Annotated in this window: 11 protein-coding genes; 7 read left to right on the plus strand and 4 right to left on the minus strand. The window is 58.4% G+C overall.

Annotated features, from left to right (window positions below):
- Positions 1-12: 12 nt before the first annotated feature.
- The 4 genes from NLY33_RS00255 to NLY33_RS00270 form a co-directional block, all read right to left on the minus strand.
- Complete coding sequence (locus NLY33_RS00255) at positions 13-1467, minus strand: ferritin-like domain-containing protein (protein ID WP_023709040.1); 1455 nt, start codon at positions 1465-1467, stop codon at positions 13-15.
- A 179-nt stretch (positions 1468-1646) separates the two neighbouring features.
- On the minus strand, positions 1647-1949 hold the full coding sequence (locus tag NLY33_RS00260; RefSeq protein WP_023709041.1) for a hypothetical protein: 303 nt from the start codon (positions 1947-1949) through the stop codon (positions 1647-1649).
- 24 nt (positions 1950-1973) lie between these two features.
- Positions 1974-2633 carry an acyl-homoserine-lactone synthase gene (locus tag NLY33_RS00265; protein ID WP_286439454.1) on the minus strand — a complete coding sequence of 220 codons (660 nt, stop codon included), beginning with the start codon at positions 2631-2633 and terminating at the stop codon, positions 1974-1976.
- Positions 2634-2717: 84 nt separating this feature from the next.
- Positions 2718-3437, minus strand: coding sequence for a helix-turn-helix transcriptional regulator (locus tag NLY33_RS00270; RefSeq protein WP_023708389.1), 720 nt, complete (start codon positions 3435-3437; stop codon positions 2718-2720).
- Between the two features lie 919 nt (positions 3438-4356).
- Here NLY33_RS00270 and NLY33_RS00275 point away from each other — a divergent pair.
- From NLY33_RS00275 to NLY33_RS00305, 7 genes are all read left to right on the plus strand, one after another.
- On the plus strand, positions 4357-5373 hold the full coding sequence (locus tag NLY33_RS00275; RefSeq protein ID WP_023709506.1) for a hypothetical protein: 1017 nt from the start codon (positions 4357-4359) through the stop codon (positions 5371-5373).
- 143 nt (positions 5374-5516) lie between these two features.
- Positions 5517-6782 carry an endonuclease/exonuclease/phosphatase family protein gene (locus NLY33_RS00280; protein WP_023708393.1) on the plus strand — a complete coding sequence of 422 codons (1266 nt, stop codon included), beginning with the start codon at positions 5517-5519 and terminating at the stop codon, positions 6780-6782.
- Positions 6783-7218: 436 nt separating this feature from the next.
- Positions 7219-8118 (plus strand): Y4kA family protein, encoded by a 900-nt coding sequence (locus tag NLY33_RS00285; protein ID WP_156932647.1) that lies wholly within the window; start codon positions 7219-7221, stop codon positions 8116-8118.
- A 12-nt stretch (positions 8119-8130) separates the two neighbouring features.
- A complete protein-coding gene (locus NLY33_RS00290; protein ID WP_023708395.1) occupies positions 8131-8457 on the plus strand; it encodes a hypothetical protein in 327 nt (108 codons plus the stop codon).
- Positions 8458-8877: 420 nt separating this feature from the next.
- The gene (locus tag NLY33_RS00295; protein ID WP_156932646.1) at positions 8878-10089 is read left to right on the plus strand and encodes a DUF6361 family protein; all 1212 of its coding nucleotides are present in this window, start codon (positions 8878-8880) and stop codon (positions 10087-10089) included.
- Positions 10086-11915: a phospholipase D-like domain-containing protein gene (locus tag NLY33_RS00300; protein ID WP_023708398.1), complete on the plus strand. Its 1830-nt coding sequence runs from the start codon at positions 10086-10088 to the stop codon at positions 11913-11915. Before NLY33_RS00295 ends, NLY33_RS00300 begins: the two co-directional genes overlap by 4 nt.
- Positions 11905-14934: a DEAD/DEAH box helicase gene (locus NLY33_RS00305; RefSeq protein ID WP_023708399.1), complete on the plus strand. Its 3030-nt coding sequence runs from the start codon at positions 11905-11907 to the stop codon at positions 14932-14934. The genes NLY33_RS00300 and NLY33_RS00305 overlap by 11 nt, the downstream gene beginning before the upstream one ends.
- Positions 14935-15125: the final 191 nt, after the last annotated feature.

Here is a 15125-nt window from a genome sequence, read left to right on the forward strand (position 1 = left end):
CCAATTTAGGATTCAAGCAGTCGGAATGGGTTGATTTTCGAACAGCTGCCGACGCAGCTTGTCCATGTTTCGGAGATTGGCGACCTCGATGCGGTAGTCGGGATCTTTTCCGAACTCCGCACTGTTCTGAATCTCGATATAGAGCGGTTCGAGTTTGTCGAGCAGATCGATTTGGCGTGCGGGCAGACCGGCCGGATCCACCACAATCAGGTCTGCGGGGTCCAGGTCAAACGGCGGGCCGGCAACCTGTGCGCCCCCGTCCTCAAGTGGAAGGTTGGCCAGTATAGCCGATACAGCCTCGACAATCTTGCGCATGCCGCGCATTGCGAGGTCAGCGATTTCCTTTCGCAAGCCAGGGTCCTGCGACGTTCCGCGCGGAGTTCTGATGGCGTGCTGAATGGTCAGCACGATCAGTGTGTACTGCAGGCTAAAAACCTGACCCCAAAGCTTGGTGAATGATGACGTGATCAAGGTAGGTCGCTCTGCGCCATGACCCGTGCCCAGGTCGGGCGAGGTTGCTATGCTCTTCGTTCTCACCTTTCCGGCCTCAAACGCATCGAACATTTCGATGAACTCGTGAAAATGCGAGTCCTCGTTTCCTTCAAACCCTTCCCCCTGTTCCGCAATCAGTCTGATGGCTGCGACCGCCTCCTGCCTGCTGCGCGCCGGCTCGATAAGCAGGGACGGCCAATCCGCGGCACCATCCCATTCCTCCTTGTCGGCCTGGTAAGCAGCAATATCGGCGGGCGTTGAAAGGTCGGCATCCGTCAGGTGTGGGTATTTGCCCAGTTCGGGCGCAAGGGCTACAAGATTGAGAAAGCGGACGGCGTCTTTTTCATCCATGAACAACCATTCGAGCACCGTATAGATCGCGCCAACGCGATGTGGCTCGATACCCGAGTCCTGCTTGGCGAGCGCAACGAGCTTTTTCACTTGATCTGCAAGCTGAGCAGGCGGCTCCGCTGGCATTTCTGCAGCAACATATTTGGCGAGGACCGTGCGGGTGAGTGGTTCCAGTATGAACGGGATCGGATTTTTGTCGCTGTTCGCGCGATAGACATCGCGCTGAACGTAGACGGCGTCGGGCCCGCCTAGCAGTACCAGAAGGTTCTGCACCGTTGCAAAATGGCCCATTTCCTGGATGGCGATGTTCAAGATTTTCCGCTGGTAGTTCTCCTCTCCGCTGCTACCAACGACGATCGAATTGGCCGTATAAAGATATTGCACCATAAGGGCGTGCTCCACCTCAGCGGCCACCCTCAAGAGATCGATTGCGTACTCCTTGGCAGTCTCGGCTCCCTCTGCAATTGGGACGCCGATCTCCGCTAAAATGGCGAGCTGCCTTTGGTGCGAAGCAAAGGCCTTGGATGTACCGGCGTCACGCAGGTCCAGGCTGGGAATTTCAAGCTCAGCACCTATCGGCTTGTGCCATCTGATCACGCGAGGCCGGATGTCGGTGATATTCAAACGATTCCTCCGACGATAAAGATCTTCGGCGAGAAAAACATCTCGCCCATGACATCCAAACTTCCGATTACGAAATGGTATTCTAGATGTGAACTTATTTGACTCTGCGCCAATATCGCGATTAAAAGCCCGGACTGTCCCGCCCAGATGCCATCCGACCTTGCGTAAGTTCCGCTCGACTATTGCTTGTTGGCGCAGGCTTTGTCTGGATTAGGCTTCCATTCCGCGGCCTTGAGCAGATCTCCCTGCTGGCACGGATCGGCATCGCTGGAAACCGTTCCGGTTACCGTCCCATATGTCCCCACCACTGGTTTCGGGGCGGCGTGGGTTATATTATAGAGCTTGTCGGCGTCTTTCAGCACAATGCAGCCGGCTTCGACACCAGCTTCAGCACATCCTGACGCTGTGACTTGCTGGGCATATGCGCCAGTCATTTGGCCGAATAGTACAACTGCAGAGGTGATCATTAGCGCGTATCTCATTATTTCCTCCCAATTTAATCGTTGTTATGCAGAGGCGTATCGCTTGTTGTTTCGGCTTTCGAAGAACGGCAATTGCCTGCCGCGACGAACCAGCAGCGAATGGTCGATGCCGAGGATCTTGCGGACACTCGCCAGCGCCGCCTCATTCACGTCGATGTAGGCGACGATGTACCATTCGCCGTTTTCTTCGCGCGCCATGCCCATCGGCTCGGCCCGCCATTTGAGCGCGCCGTGGTGGGGCATGAAGTAGGTTTCCTGGATGCCGCCGACAGCGCCGAGACCCTCGTCGAGCGCGTATTCCATCACCGCGCAGCAGAGCTGCGTCAGCGTGCCCCGCAGCCCGGTCGAGCGTTTGTCGGGCACGACAAAAGTGCGTGTCCATTCGGCCCAATCGGGACGCCTGGGCACGCCTGATTTTTCGCACATGTGAGAAAAGATCTCCGAGACCATGTGCGGCTCGCTCGTTGGGATCAACCGAGCCGAGGTCACCACGCGACCGTCTTCGATACCCAGCAGATAGGTTGCCGCTTCCGTATCGAACTGGTCCAGCTCGCGACCATCCGGGCTCGCAGGGCGCCAATGTTTCTGGTGCACGAAAAAGTCGTGCCGCCGGCGCAAAAACTCATCGAATTCGTTTTCGTAGAGATGCTTGTTATGCGCGTTGACGACATGGGCAGCTATCATTGCGCGATCCCCCGATCGTTCTTCGGGGGAATAGTTGCAGTCTCGCTAAAGTACGTCACCTGTCCGATCGGACAGTTGACACGTTCAGGGATGGATCAGACGCCTGCGCACTGCTTCGACAACGGCTTGCGTGGTCGAAGCGACGCCAAAAGCCTCACGAGCCCGCGTAGCGTGCCATTTGACAGTGCGCTCCGTCACGCCGAGAATCTGGGATGTTTCCGACGAAGTCTTGCCCGCCGCAGCCCACAAAAGCACTTCCTTTTCGCGATCCGTCAGCGGACCTTCATCACCGTCGTCATTTGACAGAGCCTGGATCGACATGCCGGCATATACCGCCATCGTCACCAGTTGCACCTGCTGTCGCGGAGAGAGCGTGCAGGACTTGGCAGAGGAGGCGAATGACAAGACAGACTGCCAATGGTGGACGCTGAGCATTGGCACGGCAAAACCGCTCAGGATGCCGAACTCTGTCGCTTCGCCCGCAACGCGTCGCGAACCTTCCGTATCGGACCATTTTGCCGGGACGTCGGCCCAAAGGAACGGCTTCAGGGTTTTCGCCGAGTATATGCAGACGCCGTCGACGGCGGCATGCTCGGCCTCGACATAACGTTCGAACCAGCCTGCAGGCCAGCCATTCAGTTCAACCATCGGCGCCAGCTTTTGTCCTCCAAGTGGCACACCGCTCAGGATAAGATGTTCGAAGCCGAGATTTCTGACCGTTTCAAGAAGATCACTTAGCACCGGCCCCGTTGCCGTGTGCTTCCTGCAGCGTTCGACAAAATCAAACACGTCTGAATCAATCATGTCAGTGACCCCGCCCACACACGCTGAAACAAGTATATCGGAAAATTAGGGACTTGGAATGTATCCTGATAAGCCAGCGCTGGCTCGACAGCGGGCCGGGGCAAGCCTTGCTTCGATGTGGTGAGTTCCTGCCAGCCCTGAAAAATCTAGATGAGACGGCGGCCACAATTTCCCCGGTTGAGCGTTTAGGACGCTTGCTGAAACTGCAGAGCAGTTCTTGGTGCACCCCGCGATCCATCATTGGCTCGTGACGGACACGAGGCCACAACCGTTTCAATGTCACCATTCTTGTGCGCTGCGACCTCGAAAAACAGGTGCGAAATCGCGATCCCAATCCAAGCGTCAGTGACCCTTCCCCGCGTCCTCGATGCTCGCGTTGTAGAAGCCCTCCTTAGATCCCACCGCCAACAAGGTGGAAAACCGGTGCCTGGTCAATCTCGCAGCAATGATACCAGACCTGCTTGAGCCGGATAAGCACATAGAAATGCTCGGCGTCGCAGCAGACGCGCGGTAGTTACCAAAAAGGCTGCAGTGAGGCCGCAACCAGCTAGCTCCGAAATGATGGTCCCTGTCCGCCTCTGTCCTAAATGTCTCGCCAGCCTGCTCCCTGTCCCAAGGCTAAATCTACCTTTGAAAGCCCCAGTTGGCAGTCAATATCGAATCGTCCTAGGCACGCTCTGTGAGCGACAATCACCTTATTTGAGTTGGACATGTCGGATTCATTCATTCGTGAGGAACTGTATGACTTGGTCTGGTCAGAGCCAGTACGGAGCCTTGCGGAGAAGCGCGGAATTTCGGACGTGGCGTTTGCAAGGTCTGTCGCAAGCACGACATCCCGCTACCGCCGCGCGGACATTGGGCGAAACTTCAGGCCGGGAAGAAGACTTTCAGGCAACCACTGCCCCGCCGCGGCATTGGAATGCCACAAATCATCCGACTCGGTGCCGACCGCTGGTCGCAATATCCCACGCCGCGAAACCTGGCTGCTTTGGACCTTCCCCTGCCGCCAACCTTCGAAGAGCCGGTCGCCGATGTTTCCCAACGCGTTCGCTCCCTAGTTGGAAGAGTCGGAATCCCCAAGACCTTTGCAAAGGCCCATCGGATCATCGGACGGCTTCTGCAAGAGGACGATGTCCGACGGCAAAAATACCACGCGTCGAGTTACCGCTCGATTTTTGACGCGCCGCTCTTTGACTCTCCGTTTGAACGAAGGCGATTGCGCATTCTCAATGCGCTTCTCGTCGCCTTGGAGCGTTGTGGCGCACGACCATCCGGCCCAGGCAAAGATCCGAGCGGTTTCAGTGTTCGCATCGGAGACCAGGACCTCTCGCTCATGGTCGATCGGCCTGGGCAGGATCGTCACGGCTGGAGAAATTCCGCTGATCTCACCCGTCCTGCATCGGACAAGATGCGGGCGGTAATCTCGACCGGCTACAAGCTCGAAGGGATGAAACTCTCATGGGAGGATGCAGACGGCGATCCAATTGAAAACCACCTCGACGACATTGTCACGACTACTATCGTCGGAGCCGAACTTCACTATCGCAGGCGCGAAACTGCACACCACGAATGGCTGGTGAGTCGCAAAGCACAATTGATCGAAGAAGCCCGCAAACGTATCGAGGAAGATGAGCGCAAGGAACGCGAGCGGCGAATAAGGGCAGAGCAAGCACGGTTAGATCGCCTTCTTGGCGAGGCAGCCGCCTTCAGGCAAGCCAATGATATCCGGGGCTATGTTCAATCCGCACGCGAGGCCAATACCACTTCCTGCAAGCCCGCGTCCGACACCGATCTGGAGACCTGGGCCTTGTGGGCTCTGGCCCAGGCCGACAGAATTGACCCAGTGTTGTCGAAACGTTTTTTGGAAGACGATCCAGAAACGCCAGGTACTGGTCGGGAGCAACGCTCAGCTGCTGGACATCAGCGATCAACATAGGTTCAATTTGCGCGCTAAGTTCGCTGTCGGGCGGAGCAATTCAAAAGAGGCATCAATGTCCCGTTCTATCGCACGCTGGACAATGACAATATTCGGGAGAATGATGCGTTTCGAAAATCATGCACATTGGATATCGTTGAAGCTTGGTCGAACGCGAGGAAATCATGCGTGTTTGTGCAGTAGCTGTAATTCTTTTGTCTCTCCTGCTTGTACCGGCAGCAGCACGTGACATAACCGTTGCGACGTGGAATCTGGGGTGGCACGTGGACAAGGCCACTGCGGCGACCTGGATCTCGAAATGCGATGGTCTGTTTGAAAAGGACACCACCAGCGGCGTCTGGAAGCCCTCGGCTAGCGGAACGGGCATTCCTGGCTGGCAGGTCAATTTTCGTGAGAAGGTCGAATGGGATTGGACTAAATTCCCGGTGTGCGATGTCTACAAGGATCGCTCCTTCGATACTGTGCCAGTGACTGTTGGCGCGTATGACAAGCGGCTACAGCAGCTCAATGACTTTATACAGAACACCATCCCCGCCGATGTCTACGCTTTTGAAGAAGTGAGTGGGGAGCAAGCCGTTCGAGAGGCCCTGCCGGAGGGGGGGAACGGTTACAACGTCTGCACTTTCTCTGACTTCAAGGTTCAGCGCCTTGCGGTCGCGTGGAAGGCGGAGCTTGGTGAGTCGGTTGCCTGCACGGTCGAACCGCAACTGAGCCTCCCTGACAATCCGGAAGAAGACCAGCCGCGTCCCGGCTTATCGATTGACCTGAGGATCGACGGAGAGCTGGTTCGCGTTCTGGTCGTGCACCTAAAATCGTCCTGCGTATCGCCGCTAGAGGCCAGCGGAGACCTGACAGACGGTAATGACCGCGACTGCAGGATTCTGCAGCAACAGATCGTTCCAATTGAAAGTTGGGTTGAGGACCGGTTCAGCGGAGCGGATAAAGTCATTCTGCTTGGGGACTTCAACCGGAACTTCTGGCACGAAGTGCACGAAACAGGTCCAGTCCGTACGGATGGCAGCTCACCGCACACTCCTCTGCCAGCCGGCGTACTGGTAAAGGACCTGTTCGGAGAAGTATTCGATGATGACCCGGCTGCGACAACCGTGACGCTGCTTCCCGAAGAATGTCCGATAAACGCGATGACAATGGCGCTCTGCCACAAGGGCGAAACAGAGATTTTGAGCGCAGACGAGAGAAAGCAACTCGGCCATTCCGAGAACCTTGGATGTCGGAACCCCTTGGGGCTAGATCATATTCTTATCAGCCGTGGCATCTCGAGCGCGCATCCAGCCACACATATCGCGATAGGCGTGTTTGGGGGGACAAAAGCCGCCAGCGAAACGCACCCAGATCCCGTGCTCGCGATTTCCGACCATTGTCCCATGGTGGCGAAACTCACGCTCTAAGGAGTCCAACTCGATTGGTGCAGCTTGACGGCATTTGAAGTAGGCCGCACCGAGACTGGCCGCAGATATCTGACTCGCTACCCGAACGGCTACCCGAGGTTTGGGGTGAACACTCAAGCCGCAGACATGGCAGCGCCTGATCGATGACAGTCCAAGCAGGTTAGTCGCCTGAGGCTTCACAAACAACTCCAAAGATGTACAAAGCAGCGCCATTCTGCGATCGCGACATTGTTACAAATAATACCATCATCCCCGCTTCGCATCACGCTGCCCGTCGTATGGTCCAGCGATTCAGACGGAAGCCCACCACTTCAGTTCCGGCGCCGAAACCGATCTGAAGCGGCTTTTTACCCTTACAGTGGATAATTTCACTTCTTCCAGTTGACTCCGCAGTAGCACAATCAGAGTATTAACATGGGAGCGGGGTGATCTTCTAATGCGCAACTGGTTGTCAGCAGCACGGTTTTGCCTGCCAGCACTTTTCCTTGCGTCTTGCGCATATCCGCCCGACGTTCACGATTACTCGCGGGTTGACACCTATGATATCGTGAAGCGAATTCGATGCGAAATGCGAGACGCGTTGAGAGCCGAAATCAAGACGATTATTGAGGACAACGATAAGCCGCTGAACATCTCTCTTGAAAGCGATAGAGACTATCTCTTGTTACCTACAAGACGGATTGTTGGACAGGCAAAAACCTACATCGATCGTTACGGAAAAGCGATAGTTGGCTACGATTTCGCTTTTGATATCAAAGAGAACGATAACGCAGATGCAAGCCTCGATCTGCTGCACACCTTTTCAGGTGGAACGCTTGGCTTCAAGTTGGGCGGACACAACAACCTCGAACGAAATTCCATTGAACAGTTTCGGGTTCTGGACAGCTTCTGGGGCCTAGGTACCGGAGTGGGTGACGACTATTGCGACGCCCAGAATCGAGATGTGAAGATACATTGGGAGTATCCCATCACCGGACGCCTGAACTTGATCAACTACGTCGAGAAGTTCCTCGATTTTAACCAATCCGGGAACCTTGCTCCGAAGGAAGGAGGGAGTGAGATCTCGACCTACAGCGTCACTCTTAAGTTCACCACCGAGCTTGAGGGGAAAATTGGCTCGACTCTTACTGTGCCGACTAAAAGTCGGAACTTTGAGGTGACCGGGGCCTCAGCAAACCTCGAAGGCACCAGAAAAGATGAGCACAAGGTCACCCTCGTGTTCCTGCTTCCGAAGGCGGACATCAAATCAATGACCATCGCCGAGGAACGCGTGCAGCAGGAACTCGACTATCTGCGTGAGCGTGATGACGTTCGATCTATCGGAGTTGACCGCTAAGGGAGGAAGTTGATGGCCAAGGCGCCGATTAGTAACGAAAGTGGCGAAGATAAGCACTTCAGGCCGAAGCTTATGTCGGCCAAGGAGCTGTCATTCGACTTGGAGACCGTGCTGGATGTGATGAAGGTCATCATTGACGGCGGCCTTGAAGCTGAGTTCAAAGAGCGCGCGTCAGGTAAGCGAAAGATCAAGGCCAAACGCAACGTCGTGAACTTCGTGAAAAAGTTTCTCGCTGACCATCACAATGCTCGCCTGGATCAGCCGGAAATGGCTACTTTCCGCGAGGCGGTGCGAGTGAATGCCGAATCGCCGAGATGTCACGCGAGACGCGGTCGCTAAAGTACTAACGCAACTCGTGGCGTATCGATCCGATAAGCCGTTGTCTTCGGTGCCGACTTAAGCAGCACCGGCTCCATACGGTGAAACGCTTCTTGATCTCGGCCCTTTTGTCTGACGAGTATCTTTTGAGACATCGGCTGCGTTTGCTCACGTGATGCACCGACCAATGCCTTCCCGCACGAAGTCCAGTCGATCGATAAAGGCCACTTCGGCCCAAAGATCGATATGGCGCTTTTCCGGACCGGCTTGTTGAATGACCGCTACGCGGCTGCCGTGCAACATCGCCGGCAGCAGTGTTCACCGTAACTGAGAGCTGCTCCGGGCCCGTTTCGCTATGGGCAAAGGAATATTGTCATGGCCGCGAACTGATCGCTTGTTCAACGGCTGGGCCACGCTAAGGTTCGCTTCGGGGGAATGATATTGCTGCAACCGCAACTGGGCTGGGTCTGGCTCTCTCAATCGGAACGCCATGCTGCAGAGGCTAGTCTCGCCGACGCGGGACCGGACGGTACGCGCGACGAACTTGGGTTCGGCGTGATCCATTTCGCCTATGCCGACCGGTTCTTCCCCGGCACCTCGGTCCAGCACACCAGCCTACGGTATGTCTGGTTCATCTGCTGGGCGCTGCAGGAGATGGCTGAGCGATCCCCTGGCGGCCTCTTCTCCGATGCAATGTTCGCTGAGATCGAGGACCGTACCGGTCACAAGCTTCTCGAAAAATACGGTCACAAAGACGGCACCGGGATCATTGGCGGTCGCGTCCTGCGCAAAGGGGGCAGCCCCGTATCCAAGCCCAGCGGGATCTACTGGAGCGCGCTCAGAACATGGGGACTGCTCGCTCCACTCGAGTCCACCGCAGCTCCGCCGTATCGCAGCGATCTTACTCGGCATTGGGATCTGCTGACGCGCCGTGACCGCCCAGAGGTCGACGCCAGCAGCGAGCGACGCGCCATCTTCGTCAATCCGCCCGACATGCCGACAGGATGGGCGAGGAAGAAGGGAGAGCTCAGTTTCGAGCTAGATCTCGGGACACGGGAGGATGAGAAGATCCGCGCCGGTTGGTCGAAGCTGCGCGATCCGGAAGGAAACATATCGCTCTTGTCGCGTCTCGCGGAGCGCCGGCAAGCAGCGCCTGCGGCGATCACCAGTCCGGTCGTACGCAAGCTCTGCTCTTCGACAGAAATTCTGAAGCTCACCCGCGCCGACCAGGCCGCATCGCTCGTCTGCCTGGCGCGCGCCCTTTACATCGCCATGGTCGGCGATCTCAAAAGGGCGGACGGGTCTACAGTGCGATCGCCTGACCAAATGCTGGCAAGTGCCCTTGGCACCCATAAAGCGAAAGCGCTCGCGTTGGACCTCGACCGTCTCGAACAGGACGACGTGCACGCGCTCGGCGGGCTGAAACCCCTCCTCATTGCGGTCCAGCACTGGGTGGCGAGGGAGATGTCCGACTACAGCTATCTTCAACCGACCTTCCTGAAACGCGAATATGCGCTGAAGGATGATCGCGCGCTGCTGTTGAACGGCTCGGATGATCGACGGAAACCGTGGGAGCCGTTCGAACCATGGCCCCTGACCTATCGCTGGGAAAAGGTCTCCGGCTTCCTGAACGAACTGGCGCCGGCGGCATGAGCGAACACACCGCCTTCGGCGCGCAGCAGGCCTACTCGGTGTTCGAGGCGATGCGACCCGACCCTGGTCTCGGCATCGACCGGATGGCATGTCTCACATACTCGCTCGACCTGGTCGCGGTCACCGCGATGCTCATATCGATGACAGGTGCGGTCGATGAAGAGTTGAGTGGTGGCCCGATGTGCCTCGCCGACGCACTCGGTTCCCTCGGGCCGCGTCTCAGGATTCTCTATCAAAAGGGCAGATTGCAGCCCGCCCGAAACCATTTCGGGATCCTTCATCTATTCGACGGCGTGTTGCATGCCGTCAGGCCGCAACCCGGTGCCTCCTGGCATCCAAAAGCCCTCCTCACGCGCTACCTGGGAGATGACAAGTCGATCCAATGGCGGTTCTGGCTGGGCAGTCGCAACCTCACCATCAGCGCCGATCGCGAAGCCGGTCTCTTGCTGCACGGGATGCCGGCCAGAAAGGGGCAGCGGATTCCGGAGATCGCCCAAATGATCCGCGCCCTGGCCGGGCCGCTCGACTGGCCCGAGGCGATCCTGGTCGAGCTCGCCGAGCTTCGCTGGCAGGCGCCGGCGGGCGTCAAGTTTCGCAAATTGCACTGGCGTTCGCTCGGCACGACAAAGCACTTTTTCACGCCGCTGCCAAAGTCCAGGCGTACCCTTGTTGTTAGCCCGTTCGTCAATGCCGGCGGCCTGAAGGCGTTGGCGCCGCGGCCTTTCGGCTCAACCATGGAGTTGCTGACGATCCCTACGACCGCCAACGCGCTGGGCGAGCAGGCAGGCATGAAAGTGCGCGTCAACGAACCTCCCCGGCCGGACCAACCAGCGTTGGTGGCCACCAAGGACGAGACGTCCGAGACGGAAGCGCCCGATCCGATCAGGATGAGTGGACTTCACGCAAAACTCATCCTGCAAAAGAGCGATACCCGCAATCGGCTCTGGATCGGTAGCGCGAACATTACGGGCCGTGGGCTTGTCGGCCGCAATGTCGAACTTGTGGCCGAGCTCGATATTGATGATGCCATCGCCGGCACATTCGAAGCTTTCGTAGAGGCTCAGGAACTCGCCTCTGTCGCGCCACCGAGCGAAGAGACGCTGGAGCGGGAGGCAGCTGCCCGCGCGCTCGATGACGCGCTGCAAGCCATTCTCGACTTGGATTTTGTCCTTACCAGCGATGCTGATGGTCTCTACCTCGATGCGTCCGACAGCCTGGATGCATTCCTCGAAGACTACCGGCTTGAGGCGTGGCTCTTTACGTTTCCGGATTCCGCGGTCGAATGGCCAACGAACTCGCGCCGGATCGTCCTGCGGCCGGGTCAGGTACCCCTTAAGCTGCAGACATTTCTGGTGAGTTTCCGTGCGATATCGCGAGGCGATCCGGCGGTGAAAAGAGGCTGGGCGCAGGCAGTGCAATTTCCAGGATTCGATGCACCTGCCCGGGACCGCGCCGCGACGGCCGCCTATATCGGAGCGTCCAACCTTGCCGTCTGGTTTCGCGGGCGCCTGCAGGGTATCACGCCGACCGAATCCACCACGTGGGCGGGAGCGGACAAGAACGGCGGCTCCTGGGGTGTCGGCGACGGTCCATTCGGAAATGGCCGGTTCGCTCTGGAAGAAGTGCTCGCGGCCTGGGCTCGCAATCCCGCGCAATTCGAAGAGCGTGCGACGGCTATTTCCGAGGTTCTGGACGGCTTTCGACTGGATCTTAGCGAGCGCGAGGATGAGGAAGGCGTCGAGGCTTTGCGACAGCTGGACGAAGTCGATTCCTTCTGGTCCGCCGTGCGCGCCTGCCTTGCCATCGGTGGGCCCCATGTCGCTTGAGCCCTTCCAGCAGAATACGGTCGAGGCCGCTTTGCGCGCGCTCAAGAGCGATTCCGGGAGTCGTCGGTTCCTGATTGCGGACGAGGTTGGCCTGGGCAAGACCATATCGTCGAAGTCCGTCGCTCAGCGCCTCAAAGCACTGCGTGATGGCCCGCTCAATGTTGTCTATCTTTGCCCGAACCTCGACATCGCGTCGCAAAATCTCACCAAGCTGACTACGCTCGATGTCAGCTGGAAAAGTCCTCCCGATCGACTATCGCTTGCGGCAGCGATGACCGGCACCGAACCGGTGAGCGAGTTCCGTATCTTCTCCTATACACCCGACACCAGTCTTCCGGGATGGAAAGCCGTGCAACGCGGCGGCAAGGTCGAAGAACGTCAGCTCATAGCATCACTCCTCGTTCGTGTCGCACCGAGATTCTGGCGACGCCTGAGCTTGCTGGACGAACGAAACGCCCAGGAAGGCCATCACCGGCACTTCGGCTGGAAGCCCAAGGCGCCGAAACATCTCGCTGCCCCGTTCCGTGCTGCCCTGGTGACCATCATGGGGCTCGATGGCTTCGATCTCGACGCTGAGCTCCGCGCCTGGCTGGACGCGAGGGCAAACGACATTCCGGAGTTCATCCTGCGCGCCCGTGCGGCGCTGGCGCTGGTCGCGCTGACGAATCCCGCGACGCGACCACATCTGCTCATCCTCGACGAGTTTCACCGCTATGCCGATCTCATCCTGCCCAATGACGACACACTGGCCGGTATCAAGGGGGAACGGCAGAAGGTCCAGCGCCTTTTGATCCGGACTTTGCTGGGCGGACACAATGCGCTCCAGCGTCCTGCACTGTTGCTGATGTCGGCGACGCCCTATCGGCTGTTGCGGGTCGATGGCACCGAGGTCGAGGCGAGCCGATATCGAAGCTTCATCAAGCTGGTGCGGTTTCTGTTCGGGGACGAAGCCAAGGCGGCGGCCGACGTGGCAGCCGAGCGGATCGCCGAGCACCATCGTTCGCTTCAGGCCAAGGGCGACCGCAAGGCCGCGCTAAGCACCGTCAAAGCCGCCAAGATGGACGTCGAGGTCGCGCTTCGGCCGATTATCGCCCGCACCGAACGTGCAACGACGATAACCGGTGAACTGTTCGATCGCCGTTCCCACAACACGGTTGTCGAACCGAACGATCTTCGCGTTTTCCGACATTTCGCGCAGGCTGTCTCGAAGACCATGCCCGAGATGAGTGGATGGGTGACAACGCTTTGGTCCTCTGTTCCGTATCCGGCAGAGACGCTGTTCGACTACAAGGTGAGCAAGGTCTTCACCGACCTGCCCAAGATCACCAGCGCGCTACCGATCTCGCAGACGGCGCACCCCCAGATCCGCGCGCTCGTGGTCGCCGATGAATCAGTTGATCCGGTGAAGCCACCGCCGGTCGATCTCGCCCTGCTCGGCCTGCCGTGGGCCGTCCCGACCGCCCCCTGGTGGAGACTTGGTGGACAGTGGGCGGAGCTGTCCGCGCGCGAAAAGCCCGTCGGAAAGGCCCTGTTGTTCAGCCGCTATATCGCCACTCCGCTTGCCGTCAGCGCTATGCTCAGCCTCGATGTGCAGCGCCGGCAGAAGGCAATCAAGACGATTCAACCCTATCTCCGCTACGAGCCGAAGACTCCCTGGCCGCTGATAGCTTCCTTCATGCCCTGGCCCAATCTCGCCGAAGCAATCGATCCGGCGCGCAACGCCAGCCGCGTGGTGGCGGACGTAGGCGAATTGGCAACAAAGGCGCTAGCTGGATGGCTCGATAAGATGGGGTTTACAATTGCCAAGCGGGAAGAGACCGATCGTAAACCTTGGGCCCTGGCTTTCGACATCGAGATGGCGCTCGATCGCACAGGCGGTATCGTCGAGGCACTGCGGCACGTGACCGGTCTGAAGACCCGTACCCGGAAATCCTGGCTGAAATACAATCCTCACCAGCTTAAAGGGACGATCTCGAAGTCCGAAGTGAAGCTCCTTGCTATTTGGTTGTTGTCCGCGCCGGGCATGGTGATCGGAAGGAACCTGCTTCGCCATCAACCCGATCTGCTGCCTGAAGACGAGGGGTTGGCGCACGCCTTCAAATTCTGCTGGCACGATCTGCGGCCCTATCTTGGCCAGCGCATATTCGGGCCAGCGATCCTGCCGCGGCGCAAGCCCAAAAAGCGCGTTTCCTATCCCGACGCCCTGCGACGCGCTATCCTGATCGGCGGGTTCGAGGCAGTGGTCGACGAGCATCTCGCCGTGATGCGCTTGATCGGCGACGCCACGCCGCTCGAACATCTGGGTCAAGCGTTTTTCGGCCGCGCGGGACGGGTACGCATGCGCAAGGACAAGGTGCGCAAGCCCGAGCGCGTCAGCGTCCACGCGGTGGTCCCCTATGCCGGGGCGGAACGCAGCAAGACGAAAACGGCAAAGGACAAGAAGCTGCGCTCCGACAGCTTGCGGCGCGCCTTCAACTCGCCGTTCTGGCCGCATGTTCTCGCGACGACCTCCGTCGGCCAGGAAGGCCTCGATTTCCACGTCTGGTGCGATCGCGTCGTGCATTGGGATCTGCCCCGCGATCCGGTCGACTTCGAGCAGCGTGAGGGCCGGATCGCCAGATATGCGAGTCTTTGCGTCCGGCGCTCTCTCGCGAATACCTATGCCACCGCTGGCCTCGAGGCCGGCGCCCGGAAGAGTCCATTCTGGGCCATCTTCGAGGCGGCTCGTGACGGAAAGAAAGAGGGCATGGGCCTAGAGCGCTGGTGGTCGCCGCCCGCGCATAAACCGATCAGCATCACCTTCGACGTTCGCTTCAGCCAGAACGCGGTGCGGCTTAGAGATCTGCAGGAGGATCTGACCCGCTATCGGCTGGCGCTGGGCCAGCCCGAGCCAGGGCTGTTCGAGGACATGATCAAGCATTTCGAATTGCAGCCCGGCGAAGCGCGCGCGCTGGCGCTCGACCTTTCGGCGCCGAACACGGAGGCAAAGGCGGGTGGAGTGGAGCATCCGACGCCTTGACGTTATCGCGAGACTTCATCTCAATCCGGAACGACAAGCTTCCCGGCGTCATAGCAGCGATCCTCGGGCGGCCTGCCGTCAACTAATGTTCGAACGCATCGGTAAACTATCCATTTCCTGGGAAGTCACCCCAAGCGCCCGCCCCCTCTCACGATGCGATCTGTCGAGATGGACGCTTGGATCTCGGACCA

The organism is Mesorhizobium sp. C432A (assembly GCF_030323145.1).
GTDB lineage: Bacteria > Pseudomonadota > Alphaproteobacteria > Rhizobiales > Rhizobiaceae > Mesorhizobium.

Coding starts and splice junctions, on each gene's coding strand:
- NLY33_RS00260 (WP_023709041.1), bottom strand. CDS start 1,949: ATGAGATACGCGCTAATGATCACCTCTGCAGTTGTACTATTCGGCCAA.
- NLY33_RS00265 (WP_286439454.1), bottom strand. CDS start 2,633: ATGATAGCTGCCCATGTCGTCAACGCGCATAACAAGCATCTCTACGAA.
- NLY33_RS00270 (WP_023708389.1), bottom strand. CDS start 3,437: ATGATTGATTCAGACGTGTTTGATTTTGTCGAACGCTGCAGGAAGCAC.
- NLY33_RS00275 (WP_023709506.1), top strand. CDS start 4,357: ATGCCACAAATCATCCGACTCGGTGCCGACCGCTGGTCGCAATATCCC.
- NLY33_RS00285 (WP_156932647.1), top strand. CDS start 7,219: ATGCGCAACTGGTTGTCAGCAGCACGGTTTTGCCTGCCAGCACTTTTC.
- NLY33_RS00290 (WP_023708395.1), top strand. CDS start 8,131: ATGGCCAAGGCGCCGATTAGTAACGAAAGTGGCGAAGATAAGCACTTC.
- NLY33_RS00300 (WP_023708398.1), top strand. CDS start 10,086: ATGAGCGAACACACCGCCTTCGGCGCGCAGCAGGCCTACTCGGTGTTC.
- NLY33_RS00305 (WP_023708399.1), top strand. CDS start 11,905: ATGTCGCTTGAGCCCTTCCAGCAGAATACGGTCGAGGCCGCTTTGCGC.